This window comes from Paraburkholderia phytofirmans OLGA172 (assembly GCF_001634365.1).
Lineage (GTDB): Bacteria > Pseudomonadota > Gammaproteobacteria > Burkholderiales > Burkholderiaceae > Paraburkholderia.
In genome coordinates, this window is sequence record NZ_CP014579.1 from 3,430,235 (window position 1) to 3,452,277 (window position 22,043).

A 22,043-nucleotide genomic window follows, 5' to 3' on the forward strand; every position below is an offset into this window, starting at 1 on the left:
GTACACTGCGCGCAACGACGCTTAGCGCTTCTTTTCGCTGCTTCCGCGCCCAGAGTACGCCTTACCTATTCTGGGGCGGTGATACGGGCGCTCGATGTACTGTGCTTCCTTCGTCAGGCTGGGCCATTTATGCAGCGTGCATAAATGGCGTCTGGAGAGACTATATCGACAGGTCAACCCTATCGCAATGCTTTTACCCGGCGCCATGTTGCGCGGCAATATTGACGTGCTGCGGCCGGGTACGATAATGAACTGACGGACATCGGATTGGCATCGGCTGCACGAGAGTCTCACTGATGTCTCGCCCGGCACCGCACGCAACTCAAGGCGCGTGCGTGAGGAGGTCTGGCGGAGTGTTGATGTATCGAAATGCTCGAACTGCTGACAGGTAGCCAATCGAACCTTTGTCGACATGCGCCCATATCTGAATTGGCATCGCACGCACGTGTTCAGGAAATAGTTGCATACGGGACAGCATCAGGCTTTCTCGGCATTATCGGCGCACGCACCGAAGCTCGGCGTGTTGCAACAAGAATAGATGCCGTGTTGTGTGCGGCCCGCAGTTTGGTTAAGGGGTAGATAATGAAGCTCGACCGCTTTGCAAAAATTCGCGACCACCGCATCTTCAAGGACTTTGTGTGGCCGAGAGGTCTCGAAAACTTCGGACGGTTCAACCTCATCTATGGCTGGAACGGGTCAGGGAAGACCACGCTTTCTGGCCTCTTCAAGTCCGTTCAAGTGGCAACAACCCTCGTAGAGGGCGACGTAGAGTTCGTTTTCGATGGCACTCATGTTTCCGGCAAGAACCTTGGAGCATCGGCACTGCCACCCGTACGCGTGTTTAATCGGGAGACGGTGGCGCGGAGCGTATTTGAGAGCAGTAGTGGTCCTCTCTCCCGTCTTCCTCCCGTCTACGTTTTCGGCGAAGAGAGTGCGGAAAAGCAACGCCAATTGGATGCGCTGAAGTCGGAGCTGCCGAAGCTGACCGACGAGGCGGCGAGGGCTGCGAGCGACGAGGCCCGGGCTCAAAGAGAACTCAATGAGTATGCGACCAACGCTGCGCGCGCGATAAAAAACCTGCTGACCGCTCCGGGCGGCAGCTTCAACAACTATAACGCCGCTGACTTTAAGGAAAGGATATTGGTTTTTAGCCAAGCAGCAGAGCCGCGTTTGTTACCCGAAGACCGCCAGGCGTTGCTCGATATGAAAGACGCGACGCCCATGCCGCATCTCGAGTTTGGAGTAGTAAATTTCCCGGATGTGATGGCACTTCAAAACGAGGTTCGAGAAGCGCTCAAAAAGACGGTCATATCGAGCATCATTGACGAACTTGCGACGAACCCAGAGGTTAGTGTTTGGGTTCGCGACGGCCTAGCTATTCACAGGCATAGCGAGAACGCCGGTATGTGCAAATTCTGCGACCAACCGTTACCAGTAAACCGATTGCAGAAGCTCGAGGCTCATTTTAACGACGAGTTCCGACGTTTTACTCGCGACCTTCGAGATTTGACCAAGCGCATTGAGGGTAGGGCCACATACCTAGACGGATGGACAAACCTTCTGCGCAGCACAGACTTATACAGAGAATTCCGCTCCGAATATGATGAAGCACGACGCACGTTTGACTTAAACCTCTTCAACCTTCGGGGTGGGCTATTAGCGCTCGCCGGTGCTGTGCAGGAAAAGCAGGCACGCGTTTTTGACTCACTGGAACTTGAAAGTCTGCTCGTCGGAGGAAGCGGTCTCCCGGAAGAAAACAAGTCATTCTTGTCGACTTTGTTGAAATCTCTGCACGCCGGCGTACCCGCGCTCAGTGAATTCATGGGACAGCAGGCATCTGCGCGCATGAAAGCGGTTGTGCAGAAGCATAATAGGAAAACGAACACATTTGCCGAACGGGTTACGTCTGCTCGTGAACGGTTGCATAACCATGAACTTGCGATTGCGCTCGATGACTGGCTCGAAATGCAGAAGCAGTTAGAATCTGCAAAGAAAGCGCATTCTTCAGCCGACGAAGCTAAGGTGACAGTCGACAAGGAGATTCGTATGCTGGAGGGGGTCATCTTGGAACATCGACCGCCTGCGGCGGAACTGAATCGCGAATTGCGAGCGTACCTCGGCCATGACGATATCCAAGTAGTGCCTGAGGACACTGGCTATCGGCTAGTTCGACAAGGCGGTGCCGCAACGAACCTCAGCGAAGGGGAGCGCACCGCAATCGCATTTCTCTACTTTCTTAAGTCACTTGAGGACCGGTCGTTCGACTTGAATCACGGTATCGTAGTGGTGGACGACCCCATATCGAGCCTCGACTCAAACTCCATCTACAGTGCGTTTGGCTTTATGAAGCGTCGGCTGTCTAATGCTGGTCAGCTATTCGTGCTGACGCACAACTACACCTTCCTACGACAGGTACGGAACTGGTTCAGGCACGCGAATCGTCAAAAGGCGAAGCCCGCGCGTTTTTACATGTTGCGAGCGTCCTATGTTGGCGGACAGCGAAGCTCAACACTCGAAGAGATGGACCCGTTTCTGCGGGACTACGAGTCTGAATATCACTATCTTTTCAAACGAATCGTGGAAGCTAGCGCCTTCCCGGAAGGCGGACAGCTACAGACGTACTATGAACTACCGAACTTGGCCAGGCGCTTATTGGAGGCATTCCTGGTGTTCAAAATTCCAGATGAAGACACATTGCACGCAAGGCTGGAAGCCGTCGATTTCGACGGCCCCAAGAAAACGCGAATTCTGCGGTTTCTTGATACGCATTCTCATGCCGAACAAATCGCGGAGGGCCACGATGACGCGTCGGCCCTTTCCGAAGCACCGGACGTCCTAAAGGACCTGCTCGAACTCATCGAGAAGTGCGATGGCGGTCACTTTGAGAGGATGAGACAAGCAGTCTTGCCACGGTGAAAGTGGCTATTGAAACGACGCCGGAAGGTACCGCGACTCCGGAATACAACAACGTACCTTCGAATGAAAGAAACTAGTCCGATAAAAATAGCTTTGCTGGCCACTACCCTGGCGTTGGCAACAATGGGAACGGCGAACGCTACCGGCTGCCTCAAAGGCGCGGTCGTGGGTGGAGTGGCTGCCACGATGCTGGACACCATGCGGTCGTTGGGGCAGTCGGAGGCTGCATGGTTTGCAGGCAGCTAGCGAAACAGCACGCTTAACAGCAAGCCGCGCAACGTCAGGCAGCACAGGCGCAATAAAACGTCGTCGGCTTGGTACACCCGGTGGGACCAGAGAATCGCGCTTCCACCGGGCAACGGACAACTGCGCTCAGGTCATCGACTCGGCGCCAGACTCGACAGTGGCCACCGGAGCAGTCACAGCGGCGTTCTTGCCCAGTGCTTTCTTCGCCGGCGCCTTCGCGTTCACCGCCTTCTTGGCAACCGTTTTCTTCACCGCAACCTTCTTCGTCGGTGCGGTCTTTGTCACTGCGACCTTCTTGCCGACGGCTTTCTTGGCAACCGCCTTTTTGGCCGAAGGCTTCGTCTCGCTCGAAGCACGCACATCGGCCGCCGCGCCGGCGCCATCAATCAGAAACTTGCTGCGGTCTTTCGTTCCAGCCAACCACGCCGGCGCCGGACCGCGCCCGCTCCACGTCGCGCCAGACTTCGGGTCACGATATTTGGCAGGCTGCGGCCCCTTCGGCTGCCCCTTGAGGGAAGTCGCACCGACAGAAGCAGATGCCTTCCTGACCGCAGTCTTTGCCTTGCTCACAGCACCCACGCTCGCTGCAGGAGCAGCGTCCGTAACACCTTCAATCAGGAACTTCGTGCGGTCCTTGACCTCGGCAATCCAAGCCGGCGCGCGGCCGTGACCAGTCCAGGTCGCGCCCGTTTTGGGGTGCCGGTACTTCGGTGCCTTTTTGGCTTTGACGCTGCCGACAACTTTAGTCTTGCCGCTTGAGGCATTACCCTTCGGTGCTTTCGCTTCGCGCGTCGCCTTTGCATTGGCCTCGACATCTTCTGTCGTCAATCCGTGCTTAAGCATCAGTGCACGAATTTGGTCGACCGCCGCCTGAGTTTTCTTGGCCAGCAGGGCGTCGGCTTGCAGCTGAAGCTTCTTCACCTTTGCCTGGATTTGCTCTAGTGTTGCCATATGGACTCCCTTTGTTGTTGATTAAATGAGCGCACTATGCCACGTGGATGCATACTACGGCTATAAGGTCACAGGTTGCCGAAGGTTCTGTATGAATCCAGACGCCCAAATACGACATTGAAGAACCGGTTTCCTGGTTCTCCACTCAGCAAGGCCGCTTGCGCCTGCTCCCGAGTTTCCCGGAATGCGACTGCTTGCCATCGGCATGCCTATCCCATCACATCGGCGCAATGCACGTACCGTGCGATTCGCCACAATCGGCGTTCGATGAACGTCAAGCAATTGTCTTAAGAAGGAATCTTTCATGGACGAACGTAAGCGAGACAGCATGATTGCTTATCTCCGCCATCGCATGGACGAGTTTGGCATCAGGCCAGACGACCTGGCTGCAGCAATAGCAAGCGAAGAAACAGAACAGAAAGAAGCGCGCTACCGTAGTGCAACGGGGAACACCTGGAGCGGCGAAGGCGAAATGCCTCAATGGCTTAAACAAGCGACTAGCGCGGGACAATCCATTGAACATTTCGAATTGTCGTCAAAGGCAGCACGCACGGTTCAGTCTGCCCGAGCCGGTGTGGATTGGCGTGATGACCCATTTGCAGGCACCCCGCTTGCACGCGGTCAGCGCCAATAGTGAACCAATACGTCAGCTGCATGGCGGAGTCGCTAAAGAACTAAGAGGCACCGTGAAAGCCCATATTTTGCTTTTTGCTGCGCTGCTGACCGTTCATGTGGTGGCGCATGCGGAGGACCAGCAATGCGCTGCGGCGCGCAAGCAAGCGGTTCCTGCATCGCTGAAGGTGGTCAACGAGATTGATGCCCATGTCGAGCAGGTCCCACCGGACGAGGCGAACTACTTGCAAACGGAATACGTCGCTGCAATCAAAGACCACAACCAAGCGCGTTACAACATGCTGGTGGACCGCCCCCTTACTACGCCGCGTGGGCTTTGCACGGCTCCTTGGCACGGGTTCGTGAAGAACTGACTGGCATGGGGGGCCCGGCGTATGGCGAGTCGCTCGAGCGTTTTCAGACCAAGAAGGCTGCTTTTGTGATGGCCAGATTGAGCTTCGCAGTGAACGACTGGATGGCATACTCCCGCGTTGACAGCGCTCGCAAGCCGCACGTCCTCAACGAAGAACAGCAGGAACGCTACAGCGAGCAGTTGGGAAGCCTTTCGGCAATCCTTGCGACATACATCGGCTGCACAGTCGACGCAATCAAGTAGCTTAAATTCAAGACCATCGGGGGATGGAACGTCATGAACAAGAGATTAATCGCCAGTTCGGTCGCCATGGCATTGCTCGCAGGATGTAGCAGCGTCGGGCCGGGTTTTGCGAACCATCCTGCTGACTGCGCGATAGGCATCGCGTGGGCTGACTGCCTACCTGGCACGCGGGGATACGCGAACGGCGGCGGGAGCCTGCACCGGAAAGAAGCAGCAGACGCGGCGAAGGCGCAGCACGACGCATTGGCAGCGCAGTATGAATCCGCGTTAAAGCAGTGCGAGGCCGACATGTCGACGCATGAGCTCGACCCGCTCCGCGACAAAATTCAATTTGCTCGCAAGTTCGACGACGCGCCGCCGTTCCAATACGCATCGCTCGACGCGTTCCCGTCTGCCGCCGACCGGCCGCTCATCGCGAAGTGGGCGACCCTCCGGGACGATTGCATCAGACGCGAGCATGCTATTGACGTGATTCCGCCCAATGCGACGCCTCTCGACGTTACGCTTATCAAACAAGAGCAAGCATTCGGACAAGAGGCCGAAGCTAAAGTGGGCGAGCTGGTCGTCGCGCTCTACCAACAGAAACTGACGTACGGCGAGTTTGCACAGCGCCGATATGCAATTGGCAAAGCAGCGGTCGACGCTTCGCGGCAGTATCGGGAAGCTCGTTTGATTCAGGACCAGGACCGCCAGCTCCAGGCGCAGCAGATTGCTAATCAGCAATTCGCGAACAACCTCAATGCCTGGTCGAACTCCATGCAAGCCGTCAACGCCCGCCAGCCGCAGACTGTTCATCTGAACACCGTGAATAGCGGTGTGCATTGCACGTCTGCCAGCTTTGGAAACATAGTCAACACGAACTGCAACTGAGCGTCGCCTGCACCGCGAACAGCCCGCTAGGTGTGAAATAGATACGTGCTCGCTTGTTTGAGCTCGTACTCTCGAGTCGTCGCCTCAGTTCGGGTATAGCACGGCAGCGTGCAGTACTCTATCCGAGGCAGGTTCCGGAGGATGTAGTCGCGCAGCGGCGCGTTGTTACGTGTGCCGGCACCGAGCGGGGTCGGTAGCAGCGAGCTCATACGCAACGCGACGTTGCCTCCGCTGCCACAATATACAAGGGCATCTTCATTGCGCAGTTCGTAGACGCCCGGGCCAAACGGCGCGACAAGAATTCCGAAGTTGCGCGGGTCTGGAAAAGCTCGCCATTCTGACCAGTCAGGCATCGTTGCCTCCTATCTCGCCCGATAGCCTACATGAAAAGCCCGGTTGTGCGGGCTGTGGTCAGATGCCTTCCTGGGACATTGTTTTCAGTTCGTATTCGACGCGGTACCCGTCGTCGCAGGCATAGACCCGTCGGCCGGCGCCGGTGTCCGTGGTCAGGTAGCAATGCTCTTTGGCGACCACGTTGTGCCACGCGTAGCGCTTGAACTGGGGGCTGTCGGCGGACCAGTTGGCCAGGCAGGCGAAGGCGATGAGAGCGCAGCTGGCAAGCAGGGCGGCGTCTTGGCGGTCGCGCGTCATTCCTCTCCGCCCATGCCCAGCGCAACGCTGCGAGGGTTCTCCCGGTACCGGACCATGCCCTTGACGTTGAGCAGCCCACCGTCTTCGGCGTAGGGGCGTTGCTGATACAACGCAGCCCAGTCATAGGCCGGGAGAATGGCTTTCTTCTTCTCCAGCAGAAAGTCGACAGGGCACCCGACGCTGGACTTGCGCGAGAGTTTTGCTCCACCTGCCCGTGCTTCAAACCCTTTCGCATAGCCTTGTACGTGGACGCAGCCTTCTCCGGGGGGGTACAGGTCATCGTTTTTGCGTCACCTCGGCGACAAACCCCTTGTTTTAGGGCCTCGCCCGTTGCAGATTCACATCCGTGTTGCTACGCTAGCGCCAGCCTGAGGATTTAGGCCTTTGCGTATTGTCGGTGACTACGCAAAGACAAAGGTCTCGGGCCAACCTTTGACCAATGACGAGGAATCTATGGCAACAACGAGTGCAACGAAAGCTGCAGCAAAACCGGCTCCGAAGAAGGTGGTGACTCCGGTCGAGAAAAAGGCGAAGGCACCGACGGTGAAGAAGGCTGCGGCTCCTGTCACGAGGACGGCGGTCGCTGCCACGCCACTGAAGCCCATCAAGGATTCGTTCACGAAGGCTTCGCTCACAACCCATCTTGCCGAGCGCGCAGGTGTCGAGCCGAAAGCGGCGAAAGCTCTGATGGCCGCTCTGGAAGAAACGGTGCTCGCGTCGGTCCACAAGAAGGGCGCGAAGGAATTCACGCTGCCCGGTCTGCTGAAGGTTGTTGCTCAGGACGTGCCGGCAAAGAAGAAGCGCTTCGGCAAGGACCCGTTCACGGGTGAAGACAAGTGGTTTGCCGCGAAGCCCGCTTCGGTGCGTCTGAAAGTTCGCCCGCTGAAGAAGCTGAAGGACGCCGCTCTCTAAACCGAGACGCTGGAAAGGAAGCCCCTCGCGACGGAAGTCTGAGGGGCTTTTTTGCTTCTATGCCTGAGGCGTACGGGCCTTCATTTAATTTGGCTACTCAAGATGAGCTGGGCGATACTGCGGAGCACTTGGCGTCCACTGCGAGGAGCAACACATGCGAGGACGACCTCATCTCAGCAACGATGGGAAGTCGAGCGCACCTACCTTTGACTGAGCGGGGTCCGATTGAAGCTCTTGAAGCGGGGCAACTATCGTCGCGACATAGCCGCCCTGTGCGCTCAAGGTGACAATTTCCTCGTCTGAGGGGAGGACAGTGAGCCCCGTCATGTCGGAGCGGAGCGCGCGGACCTTGGCTCGATACTGTTCGATGGCGAGGGCGACGGCGGCAGTCGTGCTCATGTCCGCCGTACCGGTCATGCCCGCGCAGATGCGGTTGTTCAGGAGGTCGACCCAGGCTGGGGCCAGGGCCACCCCCTCTTTTCATCGGACGCCCCCCACTCCGCAGGCGGAGCAGTCTCGACCGACGCCTCGACAGGGCTCGCCTCTTCAGACGCGTCGTGCGCGGGTTCCAGCGAGGCGTCCGCCTTCATCTCGGGCAGGTCCTCCCCAAACCACTTCACCTCTTTCCGGATGTGAGTCACATAGACTTTCCAGCCCTCGGGGTTGCCCTCGAACAGGTCGTGCTCGACGGTGGAGGCCAAGGCTTTGCGATTCAAGTGCTCTTCGAGCAGTTCCTTTGGCCACAGGAAGAATGCGCTCGCGGCGCGCTCTGTGAATGCCGCAGCAGTCATGGCGGAGCTGATGCCTCGCAGAAACTCGAACTCCTGCAGCGCCTCCTCATCCTCGGCCAACTGCACCACCGGGGCTTCCGGCCGGTTCAACTTGGCCACCCAGCTCATCGCTTCCAAGATGTCACCAAGGTGCAGCAACAGTTGTCGCCTGTCAAAACGGTCGTCCACAGTTCCCTCCGAGCTAAAGTACGCAATCATTCTACCGCCCGAAGCGGGAGCTTCGGACGCGAATCTGCCGGAAGGCCGGCCGCTTGTCCTCGGCAGTGTGTCTTGTTCTGATTCCGTCCGGAGCGCATCACGCGCGGGCCATATCCGTGCAGACTCCACCAGGTTCGCCGGCGTGAGCCACGTCGAGGTAAATTGACGCGTGCGGTCGCGTCCCGGACTGGCTACAGTGGACGGACCAAGGGAGGCGAACATGGCTGAATCCAATCCGCTCAAGCTGTCGCATGAACAATTGCGCGCCACACTCGCGGCGCAGTCGCTGCCGTTTGTCGAACTGTTCGAGCGACAAGGCGTATCGCTGGAGTTGTTCTCGCCACGCACCGCCGACATGCAGCAACCGCACGACCGCGACGAGTTATATTTTGTCGCGTCAGGTCACGGCACGTTCCGGCGCGAGGATGAAGTTGTTGCTTTCGAGACCGGAGATTTTCTGTTCGTTGCTGCACATGTGCCACATCGCTTCGAAACCTTCAGCGATGACTTTCAGACGTGGGTCGTGTTCTTCGGGTCCGTTATTCCACACCCGACGCGATAGACTGGTTACGCCCGCAGGATGTTGAAGCTCCGACCGCGCGCGTGGAAGCTGACGACAAAGATGGGATGCTTAAAACCCGGCTCGTGCGAGTACGCGGCCGCGTGCAGGGCATCGGCTATCGCGAAGCCTCGGTACGCCGCGCCTAGGCGCTGGGCGTCATGGGCTGGGTCCGACACTGCATGGACGATTCGGTAGAAGCGATGCTGCAGGGCTCGCCGGAGCAGCTTGCCGACATGTGCCCCTTGTTCAGCGAGGACTCGTCCGCAGCGCTAGTCGACGAGCTTGAGGTAACCCGGTCCGTGCGGCAAGAGCCAGACTGCTGCATCGGCGGGCACCTGTTGGTGCCATATGAGCAGTACGCGCAACAATCCCCGGGTCTCGGCCTGAGCAATGTCTTGCAATGTTCGAATTCGTTAAACCACACACAAGCGTCGCTCGCACACGCCGCGCATCGCCACATCGCGACATCGCGACATCGCGACATACGATTGACTTTCGGGCGCTCTACCCTAGGATGGTCTTTTGCTGCGTCGCAATAGCGATTCCAACTCTACGACTCGTCGTTCGTGATTCCGTTCTACGGTTTCCCGGACATTCGGCACTTCACCCCTATGGAGGTAGTGATGAGCAATCTTGCCCCGGAACAATTGGTCGCCGCGCAGAAAGCCGGTTTCGAAACGACGCTTGGTCTCTTGAGCAAAGCGTTCGAAGCCATCGAAAAGCTGGTCGAGCTGAATGTGCAAGCGGTCAAATCGACCCTTGCCGAAAGTCAGGAAATCCTGGCCAAGGCGTTTGCGGCCAAAGAGCCGCAGGAGTTGTTCGCGCTGCCTGCGAGCCAGACGCAACCCGCCATAGAAAAAGCGCAGTCGTACTGGCGCCATGTCTACGAAATCGTGTCCAGCACCCAGACCGAACTCGCCGCGCTCGCAGAAGCTCAGCTCAAGCAGTACCAGCAGGATTCGCAAGCTTTCGTCGACAGCCTCGCGAAGAACGCGCCGGCAGGAAGTGAAGCAGTCTTGTCCGCATGGAAGTCCGCTATTGCGACCGCCACCGAAACCGCCAGCTCAGCGTACCGCGCTGCCCAGGAGACAACGAAACAGGTTGTCGAAAACGCCGAAAGCAACGTCAGCGCAGCGTCTGCCGCCTCGGCCAAGTCGACTAAACAAGCCATTGAACAGGTCGAAGCGGTCGAGAAGAAATAAGGTCGTTGAGGTCGCGGTTGCCCAGGAAATTTTCAAAGCGAGCTCTGCTCGCTTTTTTGTGAGTGCCCTTTTTCGACTCCCTTTTTGGCGGCAACCAGTGCACCTCGGACGCTGTCACGGACCTACCGGTTACGCCGGTTCTGTGACCGCTGTGAACACGCTATCGAGGTCCATGGCCGTGCTCTCGAACAAAAGCGGTGGCCTTCTCATCCCATGCGGGCGCGGTCAATCAAGTACGCGCCCCCGTCCACGTTCACAATCGGCAAACAGCCGAAAAAAGAATGGTCCGCCATAGCGGACCATTCTTTGCAAGATAGCGAGCGCGCCAAGCTATCAGATAGGCATGATGTTCGCCGCTTGCTTGCCCTTGGGGCCCTGCTTTACTTCGAAGCTCACCTTTTGTCCCTCCTGAAGGGACTTGAATCCCTCTGCCTTCACCTCCGAAAAATGTGCGAACAGGTCTTCGCCGCCGTCGTCTGGCGTAATGAAGCCAAAGCCCTTCGCATCGTTAAACCACTTCACGGTACCGGTTGCCATGATTGTTTCCAAAATTGAAATAGGCCGCGTTATATAGACGCCATCGGCCGCGTCGTAGATGCGTTCAATGTCTTCGGATGACGGAATGTCACAGTCCACTGCGATTGGCGTAGCCGTCATTGGGCGATGCTTGCTGAAATGGAACAGACCGCCACGCGTAAACCGTATGCGAACTTGTAGCGCGGCACAATGGACGTCTTTCCGGACTGCCGGATGGCCGGATGACTGGCCAGGGGCTCCGGGCCCTTGGCTTTACCGCGCCAGCGCATACTATCGGGAGGCCTCCGGAGCCCATCATGCCAGCAAAGCGCAAGTCTGCATCCGCATCCACTCAGCCACCGGCTGTCCCCGACCTGGCCGATGGACTGAAACTGGCGCTTGCGCCGGTTGCGACTGCTCTGGGAGAAGAGCTGGCGGGGTTGCTGGCTGCGGCGCTTGACGGCAGGAAGCTGAAAACAGGAGACCGTCTCGCCGAGGCGCTCAACCTGGCATTCCCCGAAGTACTTTTGAAGGCCTTCAGGCAGGAACTGCTGTCGTCCGATGCCGATGCTCGAGCGCGGCGCGTAGTGCTCATGCATCTTCTGAGTGCGGTCGATGTGCCCGCTGGCCCGCTCCGGCGGAAACCGAATGCGCCGGTGGAGCCGAGCCAGGTTGCGACGGCCTCGGATGACGGGAGGATTAGTGCCGCAGAAGTCGCGACGCTGCTGAACGTGTCGCCGGCCTATGTCAGGAAGTTGGCGACGGCGGGACAGCTGGGTGACGTCGGTAGCGCGGTGACTGGGGAGACGACATTCAAGCTGGGCGCGGTACAGACATACCGACAAGCAGAGAAGCGGCGGCACAGAAAGGGCGTCACGAAGCATGATTAAGGCGAGTGAGGGGGCCGGGTTGTACTGCACTGAACGCTCTTTAACCGCGCTTTGCTCCGAATGGAGACGGACGGCCGTCAACGCCGGAGCTCGTCGCGTTCGAAGTCGCGATGCAAGAACTGAAAGACGCGCGCGAAGCGTTTGACATCCTCATGTCCCGCAGGTCAGGCGAAAATCCGAGAGCGACGCATCTGTAGCAGCCAGCTCGTCACCGGTTCATCCGCTGTTTGTGACGTACCGCTGCAGGCAGCGTCGTAGCTCAACTTGGCCGATGGGTGCAGCCGACGCCGCGACGAGAGTTTGGCCGGGCAATCGACCCCCGACGAAATGCAAGCAATAGGAGACGTTTCATGCGTATGAACGGTGCGACAGGCACGATGACTCTGATGACTGAACGAGACGACACGACCGGCCAAGACGTGCGCGTCTTGCGCCTGGAAGCAGCGGTCGACGGAAAGGCCATCCTTCTCATCGACGTTGACCAACGGAAGCCCGGCATTCATCGCGAAATTCGCTACGAGATTACTGCCGCAGAGTTGATTGCAGCGATTCGTGCGCACGGTGCTGAGTTGCCGGGGGAACTGCCCAATCCGTGAAGTACGCTACAACTCGGGGCCGGACCAGCACCGGCGTTCCACCGCCCACCAGGTCCAACCTGGCCCCACGCCGGAACGGCGCACCGGCGAGCCAACGGCTTACGGGCGCGTCGCGTTCCAAGGGGGCGATTTCCCGAACCGATAGTGACATTCAGTACAATTGGCAGTCAATTGCGCCGGCATACTCTGTGGGACCGTCAATGGCAGTTAAACGTTGAACTCAGACACGCATTATCAGACCCTTGGCGTTACGAGCACCGCGTCCGCCGACGATATCGTGAAGGCGTACCGCCGATTGGCGATGCGCTGGCACCCGGACCGCAACCCGGCCAACCCGCACGACGCCAAAACGAGGTTCCAGCAAATCAGGAGCGCGTACGACGTGCTGAGCGACCCGCGCAAGCGAGAGCTTTACGACCTCCAGATTTCGGCACGCCGGTCTAGCTCATCCGACAGTGCGTCGCCAGGCTCGTCCTTTGATGAGGCCGTCCGGGCGCGATGGAACAAGCGACGTGGACCGCCGCCCGTCCAAGGCGCGGATATCGAATGCAAGATGACGGTCCCGCTCGAAACGGTAATTTTCGGCGGCGTTGTGGACGTTACGATGCTTGCACCGAGGCTGTGCGGAACCTGTGACGGAAACGGCAAGCTCTCCGGTCATTTCGCGTGTCCGTCATGCGGCGGCGACGGCAAAGACGACCATGGGCGCAATTGCAGGAAGTGCAGTGGCTACGGCGCGGTCGACGAGACGCGCTGTCCGAACTGCAGCGGAAAGGGCGTAGTCAGGACTGAGAAGACGATAAGGGTGACTGTCCCGCCCGGTGTCGTCGAAGGCACCGTTCTGCGTGTTAAGGGCGCTGGAGGCCCTGGTCTGAACGGGGGTGCGCCGGGTTCGGCTTTCTGTCGCATCAAGATTCAGGCGCATCGCACCTACGAGCTGCACGGCCTTACCCTGACCCGGGACCTTACGGTGGACTTTGTCACAGCCATGTTGGGTGGCGCAGTTCCGGTCGAGTTATTCGGCACGCAGGTCAAGGTCGCCGTGCCGCCAATGACCCGAGCGGGGAAAATCGTCACGATGGAAAAGGCGGGGTTGAAGAATTCGAAGACCGGGGAGAACGGTGACCTCAAATTCAAGGTCGTCATCGATTTGCCTGCCAGTGCTCACCGGTTAAGGTCCGAGCACAAAGAAATACTGCGGGCAATGTTCAACGCGGCTGCCGCTAAGTGAGCGGTTCCAGCGGCGGCGCGCCTCCGCGTTGAATGACCGTGAAGTCGTCGGCGTTTGATTGCCCAGTGCGGTTTCGAACCGCACGCAGCCTCGGCGTGCTTGTGCGGCGCCAGAAACGTTTTGAGGTGGCCGATGCCGCCCGTATACCCGCCACGCCCTGCGACACTTATTCCGACATTTTCTTGGCAAGGTCATGGACAACACGGGCACATGTGCCACCAGCATCTGAAGCTGGACGACTATCCCCTGCCAGCCCCGGACGCTGGCACACGCTGTCGGTAGTGGGCCCCCGTGCGAAAATTCGCTAACCGTCCATCGCCTCAAGCGCGGTGACCGCCAAGCACACATCCATTGAAGCCGCAAAATTTGCAATCGGAGGCGGCCGGCAAACCCATCGAGCTTGTCGGGCTCCCCCTTGAGGCGGATGCCGTGTCGCGACGGGCTGTTGCTCCGGAATAGCGTGCGTCGGATACCTGGGGCGTGCCTCACTCGCTTAACGAGGGACCACACTTACGCGTAGCACCCGTGCACTACGCGCGCGAGGTTCTCGCCCGATTGTCTTCCGCATTGGGAAGCGACCGTGGCGCCCGTTCCCCTGTGCTGGGCATCACCGTAGAGATTGCGTGCTTGAATACCATCTGGTGGCCGGACGGGGACTCCAGGAGAACTACGTATGAGTCGAACGACGCGACCTGGCCGCTCAGTCTGATTCCGTTAATCAGGTAAACGCTTGCCGGGGTCTTTCCCTTGAGCAGTGCCTGCAGGAATTCGTCTTGAACTGAGGCTTGATTTGACATGTTGTTCTCCGCCGCCGGTCGTGCTCCGGGACATTGTACGCTTACACCTTCAGTGAAAGAGTGAGGTGTTTTGGGCGATGTCGGCCGCTAGCAGCCCTCCGGCACGGGCTCTCTGGTTTCACACTGGATAACCTGCTCGTGAATTCGGACGGACCGGCACAATAACCAAAGTTGATTCTTGTCGTGTCCTAATATCACGCACGGCCAAAAAAAATCCCGCTCGTAGTGGCAGGCTAAGCGCAGTCTGGGTTGCCTCAGAAGATGAGGCGGACCCAATAAGAAACTGCAACACGAGAGTTCCCTGCCGACCAGATGCGCAGCCATGCGTTCAAGACGACTTTCTGCAGACGCTCGTAAAGGACAAGACCACCGTAAACGTGTTCCTCGTGAACGGCATCAGACTGAGTGGTCAACTGGCCGGCTTTGACCAGTTTGCAGTTCTGTTGGAGTCTGGTCCAGGCGTGCAACTTGTTTTCAAACATGCCATTTCGACCGTGATGCCGGTCAATGGCAGGGGGCCCGGCACGCGACCCGACCGACGCGCCGATGAGTAGCGACAAGTCGGACCGCTTGCGAGCTCGCGTCCGACGAGAACTGCCATGAAATGCTGTGGCCTAAGCTTCATCTGCGCATAGCCACGCGAGGTCCACGTGGAGAAGTTCAGAAAGGCGCTCACAATCCGTACTCCTCGGAACGGTAACTCCCGCGCGCCAAAGCGTCACGTCTCGTTCCGCCGCGCCGAGAGACCTGACCACCCGACTGGAAGTAGTCGTCACTGACCTTGGGCTCTCGCACAGACGGTTAAAGTCGCGGGGGTGACCTGTTTTTCGGTTTCGCGCTGCGGTCTCGACATTTTCGGAAGCAACGCGTAGCGCCCCTGGTTGTCGGCTGTCATTTCCCCGTGGTACAAAGAAGGCGTCACGTTCTGCCGTTCCGCTGAATGTGACAACAAGACAAAACTTTTTGGAAAATTCAGGAAAATGGCAACAGGTACTGTGAAGTGGTTCAACGATGCAAAGGGCTTTGGCTTCATCACGCCGGACGGCGGCGGCGAAGACCTGTTCGCGCATTTTTCTGAAATCCAGGGAAACGGCTTCAAATCCCTCCAGGAAAACCAGAAGGTGAGCTTCGAAGTGAAGCAAGGCCCGAAGGGCAAGCAGGCTGCAAACATCACGCCGGCCTAAGTGCCAGCTCTTCTTTTGCAACGCAAGTGCCCGGTTCGCCGGGCATTGTGCTTTCTCGACGGCACATAGCAATGTGAGCATTGCCGACTGACAGAGTTTTTTCTGCCGCCAGGCTTCGCGGTTTTGCTAGGCGTTCGCGGGCACACTTGCGACACGCTCCCGTACAGCGTTTGCAATGCTCCTCCTGATGCTCCTTGCATTCTGCGGCGCACGCAGCACACCTGCGCGCACAAGGCACAGATAGCCGTCGCGTGGCGGCGGCTGCATACCATGCCACCGGATGCAAGGCGGCAGACCGCCGCGCAATCGACATCGAGTTTTATGCGTTCGGCCATTTCGGTCGCATGTTCCTCTCACAAACGGGAAGCGACGCAGTGGTCGCAAGCCGTCGCTCATGCGTCGAAGGCCGAGATGCAAGGTTGATGCTGTTCGTGTGCCATTTAGCTCCGATGGAATGGCCGGCGACAAGACCGGCTCATTTCACCGAGCAACGCACGAACCCAGTCTGCACCGTTGTCCTTTTCGGCCTCCCGTGCCAGAGCCGGGGCGAGCGCACTCAGGACCATCGGCGTGAGCCATCAGGTCAAGGTATTGCCTCAGACTGCGTGCGGACGCGGAAAAACCTTTCGACGGGAATAATCGCGACTATGCCGTCGCCGGCCGGCCCGACGTGCGCGATATCCATGATTGCTCTTACGAGGGTTTCAACGTCCGATGCCTGGGCGAAAATTTCGATTTTGAGGTGTTCGGTCGTCCAATCATCGGCAAACAGGTTTGGATGCGCGCCGAACCCTTTTACCTTGCTGACGGTTATGCCGTGGATATCAATAGCGCCGAGCCTCTTTTCCAGAGTTTGCAGAGCGTCCGGCCGAACAACCGCCACAACACATTTAAGTTCCATGTCTTGCTCCTCGTTGACTCCTTGATGGAAGGACGTCATGCGCTGCTACCCCTTCGGCGCCCATCTTGCATCAACTACTGCCTGAATCTTCCCTGCATCTCGAACTCCGTCTTGTAGCATCTGATAGTCTATCTCTGCCATACCTTCGGGAACCGGGCAAGTTACTGCAATCCGGTCTTCAAAGCATTGCAAGCGCAACGGCGGCGTATCGACATGGCAAGCGTGATAAGTGCCTGCGCCAGCTTCTTCGGGTCGTTGGCCTCTTTTCCATTGACAGCGACCGTTGCTCCACGTGTAGCCCGCGCCGTCGCAGCATATGCGTCGATTGCTTTTTTCGCGTACTTGACGGAATGCCGCTGAGATACTCAGTGCTGAAGTATCCTGGCCCCACTACCGTCACATGAATCCCCAACGGGGCGACCTCGATGGCCAAGCACTCGGTGATGCCTTCTACGGCAAATTTCGTCGCGCAATAGCTAGACGCGCCGGCGTCGCCGTGTTCGCAGCGGAAAACTCGCTCGGCGTTCGCTCCATCCGCCAGATTTCTTTGCCCGCGCGCCTTGGATGGCCCGTGAGATGTTGGTTGGGCGCCCGAGCCGACACGACGCGAGCGCGGCGCCTCAGGCTACCGCACCAAACAAGGCGCCGACACCTGCAGACACACCCATTGCCAAAGCACTCCAGAAGACCACGCGGACAACGCCAGGGCCGACTTTCGCTCCGCCCGCTTTTGCGGCCAGGCCGCCCAGAAAGGCTAGCGAAACCAAGGCAGAGAAGACTATAAGTGGAACCAGCACCGGTTCGGGCGCAACTGCGGCAACGATAGCCGGCAAGGCTGCGCCCACCGAAAAGCTGCAGGCAGAAGCCAGTGCTGCTTGCAAAGGTCGGGCGGACGTCACTTTCGAAATGCCCAGCTCATCACGTGCGTGAGCGCCAAGCGCGTCGTGGGCCATCAGCTTTTCGGCAACCTGCTTGGCAAGCGGCAAAGCCAGACCGCGACGCACATAGATTGCAGTCAATTCTCGATGCTCGCGCGGAAAGTCAGCCTCGAGTTCGGCCTGCTCTTGGACCAAAGCTGCCTTTTCAGTATCCGCCTGCGAAGAAACAGATACGTATTCGCCAGTCGCCATCGACATGGCCCCCGCAACCAGCCCGGCCACGGCCGTGAGCACAATGCTTCCATGAGAGGAATGTGCTGATGCTACGCCGGTAACGAGGCTGGCAGTCGATACGATGCCATCATTGGCTCCGAGAACCGCAGCACGCAACCAGCCAATGGTTTCAAGACGATGCTGTTCCCTATGTCGCCTGGCCATATTTCCTCAACGTTCGAAGCTCTCACCTATCAGCCTCGACCGAACGCACAGTGAAGCTGAGCACCCAGCGCCGTGCATCCAGGCGACCTACCGCTTTTTGCCGCCAATAAAGCCTGGCAGCACTCTGGCATCCGGGCTTTTCGCGAGGTATTCGCCCTGATGTACAGCCGCAGTAAACTGAAACGAAGTGGTCCAAAGTCGGATGCGAGTCCGGAAGAAATCGGCCCACTGGAAATCCGCAAATGGCTCTGGCGTCTTGGCATAACCGTCAGCGTCCCTGACGAATGCAGCCAGGCTGCGAAACGGGTCGTCTACCAGACCTGACACATGACCGGGGACGGCCGCTATCCCGTGCAAAATTCCTTGCTCGTCATACGGGTGCACCCAGCGCTTCAACGCCATTTCGTTCCAGAACGCCTCCGTGGCGAGCTTGGAAACGTCGCACACCACCTCCACGTAGGCATACTCAACCTGAGCGTCCCACAGCGCACGTCCGAGGTGATGGTGGTAAATGATAAAGTGTTTCCCATCCCTGCCGAGGACAGCAGGCATCGGTAGCGCCTTGATGGCCCATCTGAGGTCATCGCCGTGTTGTCGCCAATGCAAGGTTGACCCGTATGCCGGCATCGGACTGACCAGCCTGCCAATCAAGAAACGACTCCGTCATCAACGGCTTGCTGCCCAATCTGGCTGGTCTGCCGATTTTCGACATGAGGGCCAATATTATGTTGGTGTCAGCAGCCGAGTACGTCAACCAGCGATTCGGCTCTGGTCGGGAAGCAATCCGCGCGAGGTATTACACGTGCACGCGCATTTCTGGGACATCGACCATCGCCCTAGACATTGATGTCGGGCCAACCGTCCGCATAAGTTATGCCGCGTCATTTTTGAGGTGGACCGCGAAGGGTTCCACGTTGCTCCGGCTCGACGGAACCAACCTTGTTGTTGAAACTATAATTCCGCCATGCGGGACTGCGCCGTGCGCGCTCACCGCAGTCTGCCATTCAAGGAGGTTTCATGAACAACATATTGAATGATGATGGGCTCAATCTCCTGTTCCGTGAAGCGCGCACGCATAGCGTGTGGCTGAACAAACCGGTCGCCGATGAAACACTGCGGCAACTTTATGACCTCATGAAGTGGGCTCCCACGAGCGCCAACTGTAACCCGGCAAGAATCGTTTTCCTCCGCACGAAAGAGGCCAAGGAACGGCTGGTGCCGGCCCTCTCCCCCGGGAACGTAGACAAGGTGATAAGCGCCCCCGTGACGGCCATCATCGCCTACGACCTGAATTTTCACGAAAAGCTGCCCACGCTTTTTCCGCACAATCCCGGCATGCGTGACCACTTCGCAAGTGCGCCGGAACTGGTCGACACGACCGCGAGGCGCAATTCCTCTCTGCAAGGGGCCTATCTGATTCTCGCCGCTCGTGCCCTGGGGCTCGATTGCGGACCGATGTCCGGCTTCGATAACGCGAAGGTCGACGAGGAGTTTTTTGGAGGAGGGAAAAGCGACCGGGATGCCGACGAAGAGTTCTTCCCGGAAGGTCACCTCAAATCGAACTTCTTGTGCAACCTGGGATACGGCGATGCTTCCAATCTCCACCCGCGCGGCCCGCGCCTCGATTTCGACCAGGCGTGCACGCTTTTATGACCCGGGACGCATCCGGAGGAACTTGCTCGCGTTTGTACGATTGTTGTTTCAACCCGGCGTACCTTACGCCGCTTACCTCACAAGGACCGCTTTTTAATCGGAGAAGCCAGGGAAAAAGCAGGGCTCATCGCCCCGCTAATCCTCCCCTAGCCGGAAAGACACGCCAGCACTATTCACCATTCCTCGCGATGGCATCCCAGTCGCGCTGCGGCTTTTTTAACGAGCGGCAGTGAAGTACGTGCCCGGCGATACGACCGCAAATTAACGGCAAGACCAGGAACGAAGTAGTAGCGCATGCGCGCAGACCACGCGCACACATTGCAAGCAATATGTCCTTGTTATTTTCTGCCCTCCGCTTTGCGCTCGTCGTCTACGTTGTGGCGGCGGTGGCCCTTTACGTTTTCCAGGACCGGCTGCTGCTCCCTCCGGTCCCAAGCGTGACTGATATCCGGTCGGGACATCATGGGGACTATGAGGTCCAAGCGTGGTATCCCAGCGGCGGGTACTCAGGATATGTGGTCACCCCAGATGGCCGCGAACCGGTTGGAACGGTCCTCGTCTATCACGGTAACGCAGAGTCGGCGGAGAACAAGCAGTCTCTTGCCGAAGTGTTTGTGCGTGTTGGATACCGGGCTGTCCTGGTCGAGTATCCCGGCCATGGCAGAAGACCGGGCGCGCGAACGATGAGAGCGGCTTTGGCAGCATCGCGAAGCGCGCTTTCCGACGCCAGGGCCCAATGGACAGGACCTGTATTTTTGGCCGGCGAGTCGCTGGGTGCCGGCATGGCAGCACAAGTAGTCTCCGGCAACGAGTCAGCGGTCGCCGGTGTGCTGCTCATCACGCCGTGGGATTCGCTGGAAAATGTTGCCTCGGAGAAGCTACGGCTGTTTCCAGTTCGATGGATATTGCATAGCCCGTTCGATTCGGTCGACGCGCTGAAGCACTATGTAGGTCGGGTCGTTGTAGTCGGTTGCGAGCAAGATACACTCATCCCCGTGTGGCACGCTGAGCGGCTTGCCCGCCTGCATCCTCATGCGCAGCTCCTGCTATTGCCCGGCGCCGGTCACAATGACTGGTTCAGTTCGATGACCACCGACCGTTGGCGAGACGTTTTTTGCTGGCTGCAGGTGGCGCCAGCGCAATAGCAAATCCGCGCGTGCCACGACAACCGCGTCTCTCGCCGAAGACGTCCGCAGCCACCGCGTTACGCGCGCGGTACGGGATGAACCTGCGGAAGTCTCCGCACGCCGAATGCAACACCAGCGCCGTTCGTGTCAATGGTCGTGCCTCTCGTCGCCATCCCAGTGGTCACGGTGCCAGCCATCTCTCGGGCCACCGCCGTCGTGGTCATGGCCCCAGTCACCACGACGCCCATCGTAATGGTCCCGAGCATCGTGCCACTCCCGTTCATCATGATGGTGCTCTTCCCACTCCCTACGGTCCCAATAACGATGCCCGTCGTAATAGCGGTCTCTATACCATCCCGGACTGATGACAACAGCAGCAGGAGGTTCGACGTACACCGGTGGCGGCGGTGCGTAGACCGGCTCGGGTGCATACGCGACACCCGGGATGCCAATGTTGACTCCAACATCGACATGCGCGAGAGCGACGGACGATACGCCAATGCCAAGGCCGGCGACGAGTGTCATCGCGAACCAGCGGCTACGTAAGATGGTCATGATTTGCGTGGTCAGATATGTACGGTTGAACAGTTGAATGGCTGCTAGTCAGCTACAGTTAATAGCGGTGATAGTAGCCGCCTGCAGGCACAACGATGCAGCCGCCCAGCGCGGTTCCAAGACATACGGCCATCAGCATCAGCGCAATGATTCGTTTCATAACGTGCCTCACTTGTCAGTTGTGAACGCACTATATTTGGAGCGCAGATTACCAGTGTGTTTGTGTGTAACGAGACGTGTAATTTGAAACGCCTACCTCGTCCCGAGCCTTCTCAGGAATTCCGTCCGAGACGTTAAGGAGATGAACGGCCAGAAGCCGTCCCTTCAACTGAATCGGAGACGAACATGCACGACATTGCCTACAAACTTGCCGCTGTTGCAGCACTTGCCTTTTCATTCGCCGGCACCGCCTCGGCGCAAACCAACTGGGATGCGACGCACCCACGCCGTGTTGAGGTCAACCATCGCCTCGCGAATCAGGACCGTCGCATTCACCAGGAAGTACGGGAAGGCGACATGTCGCACGCCGAGGCGGCGAGACTGCATCGGGATGACCATCAGATTCGGCAGGAGGAGCGCGATATGGCAAGCCAGGACGGCAGCCATATCACCCGGCGAGAAAACTACGCGTTGAATCAGCAGGAAAACCGCGTAAGCGGCCAGATTGGCCAATAGCGCTTATCGCCGATGGTAGACAAGGCGCGGAACTGGGGTGGGCGGTCTACGCCTTCCCCAGGGTCGGTTGCCCCC

The 22,043-nt window shown here is 58.4% G+C and carries 27 protein-coding genes and 3 pseudogenes; 18 read left to right on the forward strand and 12 right to left on the reverse strand.

What is annotated here, in order from left to right:
- Positions 1–582 precede the first annotated feature (582 nt).
- On the forward strand, positions 583–2,916 hold the full coding sequence (locus AYM40_RS35190) for an AAA family ATPase (RefSeq protein WP_063500517.1): 2,334 nt from the start codon (positions 583–585) through the stop codon (positions 2,914–2,916).
- Between the two features lie 372 nt (positions 2,917–3,288).
- Here AYM40_RS35190 and AYM40_RS35200 read toward each other — a convergent pair whose 3' ends face one another.
- Positions 3,289–4,113 carry an H-NS family nucleoid-associated regulatory protein gene (locus tag AYM40_RS35200; protein ID WP_063500518.1) on the reverse strand — a complete coding sequence of 275 codons (825 nt, stop codon included), beginning with the start codon at positions 4,111–4,113 and terminating at the stop codon, positions 3,289–3,291.
- Positions 4,114–4,417: 304 nt separating this feature from the next.
- On the opposite strand from AYM40_RS35200, the gene AYM40_RS35205 reads away from it, so the two are divergent.
- From AYM40_RS35205 to AYM40_RS35220, 4 genes are read left to right on the forward strand one after another with little or no spacing between them, the layout of a single operon-like run.
- Positions 4,418–4,747 (forward strand): H-NS histone family protein, encoded by a 330-nt coding sequence (locus AYM40_RS35205; RefSeq protein ID WP_063500519.1) that lies wholly within the window; start codon positions 4,418–4,420, stop codon positions 4,745–4,747.
- A gap of 52 nt (positions 4,748–4,799) precedes the next feature.
- Entirely contained in the window at positions 4,800–5,099 is a 300-nt protein-coding gene (locus tag AYM40_RS35210; RefSeq protein ID WP_063500520.1) for a hypothetical protein, read from the forward strand.
- Between the two features lie 5 nt (positions 5,100–5,104).
- Complete coding sequence (locus AYM40_RS35215; protein ID WP_063500521.1) at positions 5,105–5,341, forward strand: hypothetical protein; 237 nt, start codon at positions 5,105–5,107, stop codon at positions 5,339–5,341.
- A 33-nt stretch (positions 5,342–5,374) separates the two neighbouring features.
- Positions 5,375–6,211 carry a hypothetical protein gene (locus tag AYM40_RS35220; RefSeq protein WP_063500522.1) on the forward strand — a complete coding sequence of 279 codons (837 nt, stop codon included), beginning with the start codon at positions 5,375–5,377 and terminating at the stop codon, positions 6,209–6,211.
- 26 nt (positions 6,212–6,237) lie between these two features.
- Here the strand turns inward: AYM40_RS35220 and AYM40_RS35225 are convergent, their stop codons facing one another.
- Positions 6,238–6,564 (reverse strand): hypothetical protein, encoded by a 327-nt coding sequence (locus tag AYM40_RS35225; RefSeq protein WP_063500523.1) that lies wholly within the window; start codon positions 6,562–6,564, stop codon positions 6,238–6,240.
- Between the two features lie 58 nt (positions 6,565–6,622).
- The gene (locus AYM40_RS35230) at positions 6,623–6,862 is read right to left on the reverse strand and encodes a hypothetical protein (RefSeq protein ID WP_063500524.1); all 240 of its coding nucleotides are present in this window, start codon (positions 6,860–6,862) and stop codon (positions 6,623–6,625) included.
- Positions 6,863–7,315: 453 nt separating this feature from the next.
- On the opposite strand from AYM40_RS35230, the gene AYM40_RS35235 reads away from it, so the two are divergent.
- Complete coding sequence (locus AYM40_RS35235; protein ID WP_063500525.1) at positions 7,316–7,774, forward strand: HU family DNA-binding protein; 459 nt, start codon at positions 7,316–7,318, stop codon at positions 7,772–7,774.
- Between the two features lie 437 nt (positions 7,775–8,211).
- On the opposite strand, the gene AYM40_RS35245 is transcribed toward AYM40_RS35235, so the two are convergent.
- Positions 8,212–8,733, reverse strand: a complete 522-nt coding sequence (locus AYM40_RS35245) for a hypothetical protein (protein ID WP_063500911.1) — start codon at positions 8,731–8,733, stop codon at positions 8,212–8,214.
- A 250-nt stretch (positions 8,734–8,983) separates the two neighbouring features.
- Here AYM40_RS35245 and AYM40_RS35250 point away from each other — a divergent pair, with 250 nt between their 5' ends.
- Complete coding sequence (locus tag AYM40_RS35250) at positions 8,984–9,325, forward strand: cupin domain-containing protein (RefSeq protein ID WP_082855474.1); 342 nt, start codon at positions 8,984–8,986, stop codon at positions 9,323–9,325.
- A gap of 65 nt (positions 9,326–9,390) precedes the next feature.
- Positions 9,391–9,615: pseudogene (locus tag AYM40_RS43080) on the forward strand (acylphosphatase); the annotation flags it as partial.
- Positions 9,616–9,653: 38 nt separating this feature from the next.
- On the opposite strand, the pseudogene AYM40_RS43415 reads toward AYM40_RS43080, so the two are convergent.
- Positions 9,654–9,809: pseudogene (locus tag AYM40_RS43415) on the reverse strand (GDCCVxC domain-containing (seleno)protein); the annotation flags it as partial.
- Positions 9,810–9,948: 139 nt separating this feature from the next.
- Between AYM40_RS43415 and phaP the strand changes: the two are divergent.
- Positions 9,949–10,527 carry a TIGR01841 family phasin gene (gene phaP / locus AYM40_RS35260; protein WP_063500527.1) on the forward strand — a complete coding sequence of 193 codons (579 nt, stop codon included), beginning with the start codon at positions 9,949–9,951 and terminating at the stop codon, positions 10,525–10,527.
- Between the two features lie 333 nt (positions 10,528–10,860).
- Here the strand turns inward: phaP and AYM40_RS35265 are convergent, their stop codons facing one another.
- Positions 10,861–11,064, reverse strand: a complete 204-nt coding sequence (locus tag AYM40_RS35265) for a cold-shock protein (protein WP_063500913.1) — start codon at positions 11,062–11,064, stop codon at positions 10,861–10,863.
- 296 nt (positions 11,065–11,360) lie between these two features.
- Here AYM40_RS35265 and AYM40_RS35270 point away from each other — a divergent pair, with 296 nt between their 5' ends.
- From AYM40_RS35270 to AYM40_RS35280, 4 genes and pseudogenes are all read left to right on the forward strand, one after another.
- Positions 11,361–11,933 carry a hypothetical protein gene (locus AYM40_RS35270; RefSeq protein ID WP_148662401.1) on the forward strand — a complete coding sequence of 191 codons (573 nt, stop codon included), beginning with the start codon at positions 11,361–11,363 and terminating at the stop codon, positions 11,931–11,933.
- A gap of 350 nt (positions 11,934–12,283) precedes the next feature.
- On the forward strand, positions 12,284–12,529 hold the full coding sequence (locus AYM40_RS35275) for a hypothetical protein (protein ID WP_063500529.1): 246 nt from the start codon (positions 12,284–12,286) through the stop codon (positions 12,527–12,529).
- 214 nt (positions 12,530–12,743) lie between these two features.
- Positions 12,744–12,935: pseudogene (locus AYM40_RS43945) on the forward strand (DnaJ domain-containing protein); the annotation flags it as partial.
- 147 nt (positions 12,936–13,082) lie between these two features.
- Positions 13,083–13,760 (forward strand): DnaJ C-terminal domain-containing protein, encoded by a 678-nt coding sequence (locus AYM40_RS35280; RefSeq protein ID WP_236721043.1) that lies wholly within the window; start codon positions 13,083–13,085, stop codon positions 13,758–13,760.
- 530 nt (positions 13,761–14,290) lie between these two features.
- Here AYM40_RS35280 and hfq (AYM40_RS35285) read toward each other — a convergent pair.
- A complete protein-coding gene (hfq, locus tag AYM40_RS35285; RefSeq protein ID WP_063500531.1) occupies positions 14,291–14,557 on the reverse strand; it encodes an RNA chaperone Hfq in 267 nt (88 codons plus the stop codon).
- A gap of 275 nt (positions 14,558–14,832) precedes the next feature.
- Between hfq (AYM40_RS35285) and hfq (AYM40_RS43560) the strand changes: the two genes are divergently transcribed.
- Together hfq (AYM40_RS43560) and AYM40_RS35295 are read left to right on the forward strand one after the other, a co-directional pair.
- Complete coding sequence (hfq, locus tag AYM40_RS43560) at positions 14,833–15,111, forward strand: RNA chaperone Hfq (protein WP_201788192.1); 279 nt, start codon at positions 14,833–14,835, stop codon at positions 15,109–15,111.
- A 426-nt stretch (positions 15,112–15,537) separates the two neighbouring features.
- A complete protein-coding gene (locus tag AYM40_RS35295) occupies positions 15,538–15,741 on the forward strand; it encodes a cold-shock protein (RefSeq protein WP_063500533.1) in 204 nt (67 codons plus the stop codon).
- A gap of 583 nt (positions 15,742–16,324) precedes the next feature.
- Here the strand turns inward: AYM40_RS35295 and AYM40_RS35300 are convergent.
- The 4 genes from AYM40_RS35300 to AYM40_RS35310 form a co-directional block, all read right to left on the reverse strand.
- Positions 16,325–16,642, reverse strand: coding sequence for a P-II family nitrogen regulator (locus AYM40_RS35300; protein ID WP_063500914.1), 318 nt, complete (start codon positions 16,640–16,642; stop codon positions 16,325–16,327).
- Between the two features lie 178 nt (positions 16,643–16,820).
- The gene (locus AYM40_RS39640; protein WP_082855475.1) at positions 16,821–17,183 is read right to left on the reverse strand and encodes an SDR family NAD(P)-dependent oxidoreductase; all 363 of its coding nucleotides are present in this window, start codon (positions 17,181–17,183) and stop codon (positions 16,821–16,823) included.
- Positions 17,184–17,262: 79 nt separating this feature from the next.
- Positions 17,263–17,958, reverse strand: a complete 696-nt coding sequence (locus AYM40_RS35305) for a VIT1/CCC1 transporter family protein (RefSeq protein ID WP_063500534.1) — start codon at positions 17,956–17,958, stop codon at positions 17,263–17,265.
- Positions 17,959–18,045: 87 nt separating this feature from the next.
- Entirely contained in the window at positions 18,046–18,585 is a 540-nt protein-coding gene (locus tag AYM40_RS35310; RefSeq protein WP_082855476.1) for a ParB-like protein, read from the reverse strand.
- Between the two features lie 390 nt (positions 18,586–18,975).
- Between AYM40_RS35310 and AYM40_RS35315 the strand changes: the two genes are divergently transcribed.
- Positions 18,976–19,611: a malonic semialdehyde reductase gene (locus AYM40_RS35315; RefSeq protein ID WP_063500536.1), complete on the forward strand. Its 636-nt coding sequence runs from the start codon at positions 18,976–18,978 to the stop codon at positions 19,609–19,611.
- 329 nt (positions 19,612–19,940) lie between these two features.
- The gene (locus AYM40_RS35320) at positions 19,941–20,756 is read left to right on the forward strand and encodes an alpha/beta hydrolase (RefSeq protein WP_063500537.1); all 816 of its coding nucleotides are present in this window, start codon (positions 19,941–19,943) and stop codon (positions 20,754–20,756) included.
- A 129-nt stretch (positions 20,757–20,885) separates the two neighbouring features.
- Here AYM40_RS35320 and AYM40_RS39645 read toward each other — a convergent pair whose 3' ends face one another.
- Positions 20,886–21,293, reverse strand: a complete 408-nt coding sequence (locus AYM40_RS39645; RefSeq protein ID WP_082855477.1) for a hypothetical protein — start codon at positions 21,291–21,293, stop codon at positions 20,886–20,888.
- Positions 21,294–21,638: 345 nt separating this feature from the next.
- Between AYM40_RS39645 and AYM40_RS35330 the strand changes: the two genes are divergently transcribed.
- Positions 21,639–21,968, forward strand: a complete 330-nt coding sequence (locus AYM40_RS35330; protein ID WP_063500539.1) for a hypothetical protein — start codon at positions 21,639–21,641, stop codon at positions 21,966–21,968.
- Positions 21,969–22,043: the final 75 nt, after the last annotated feature.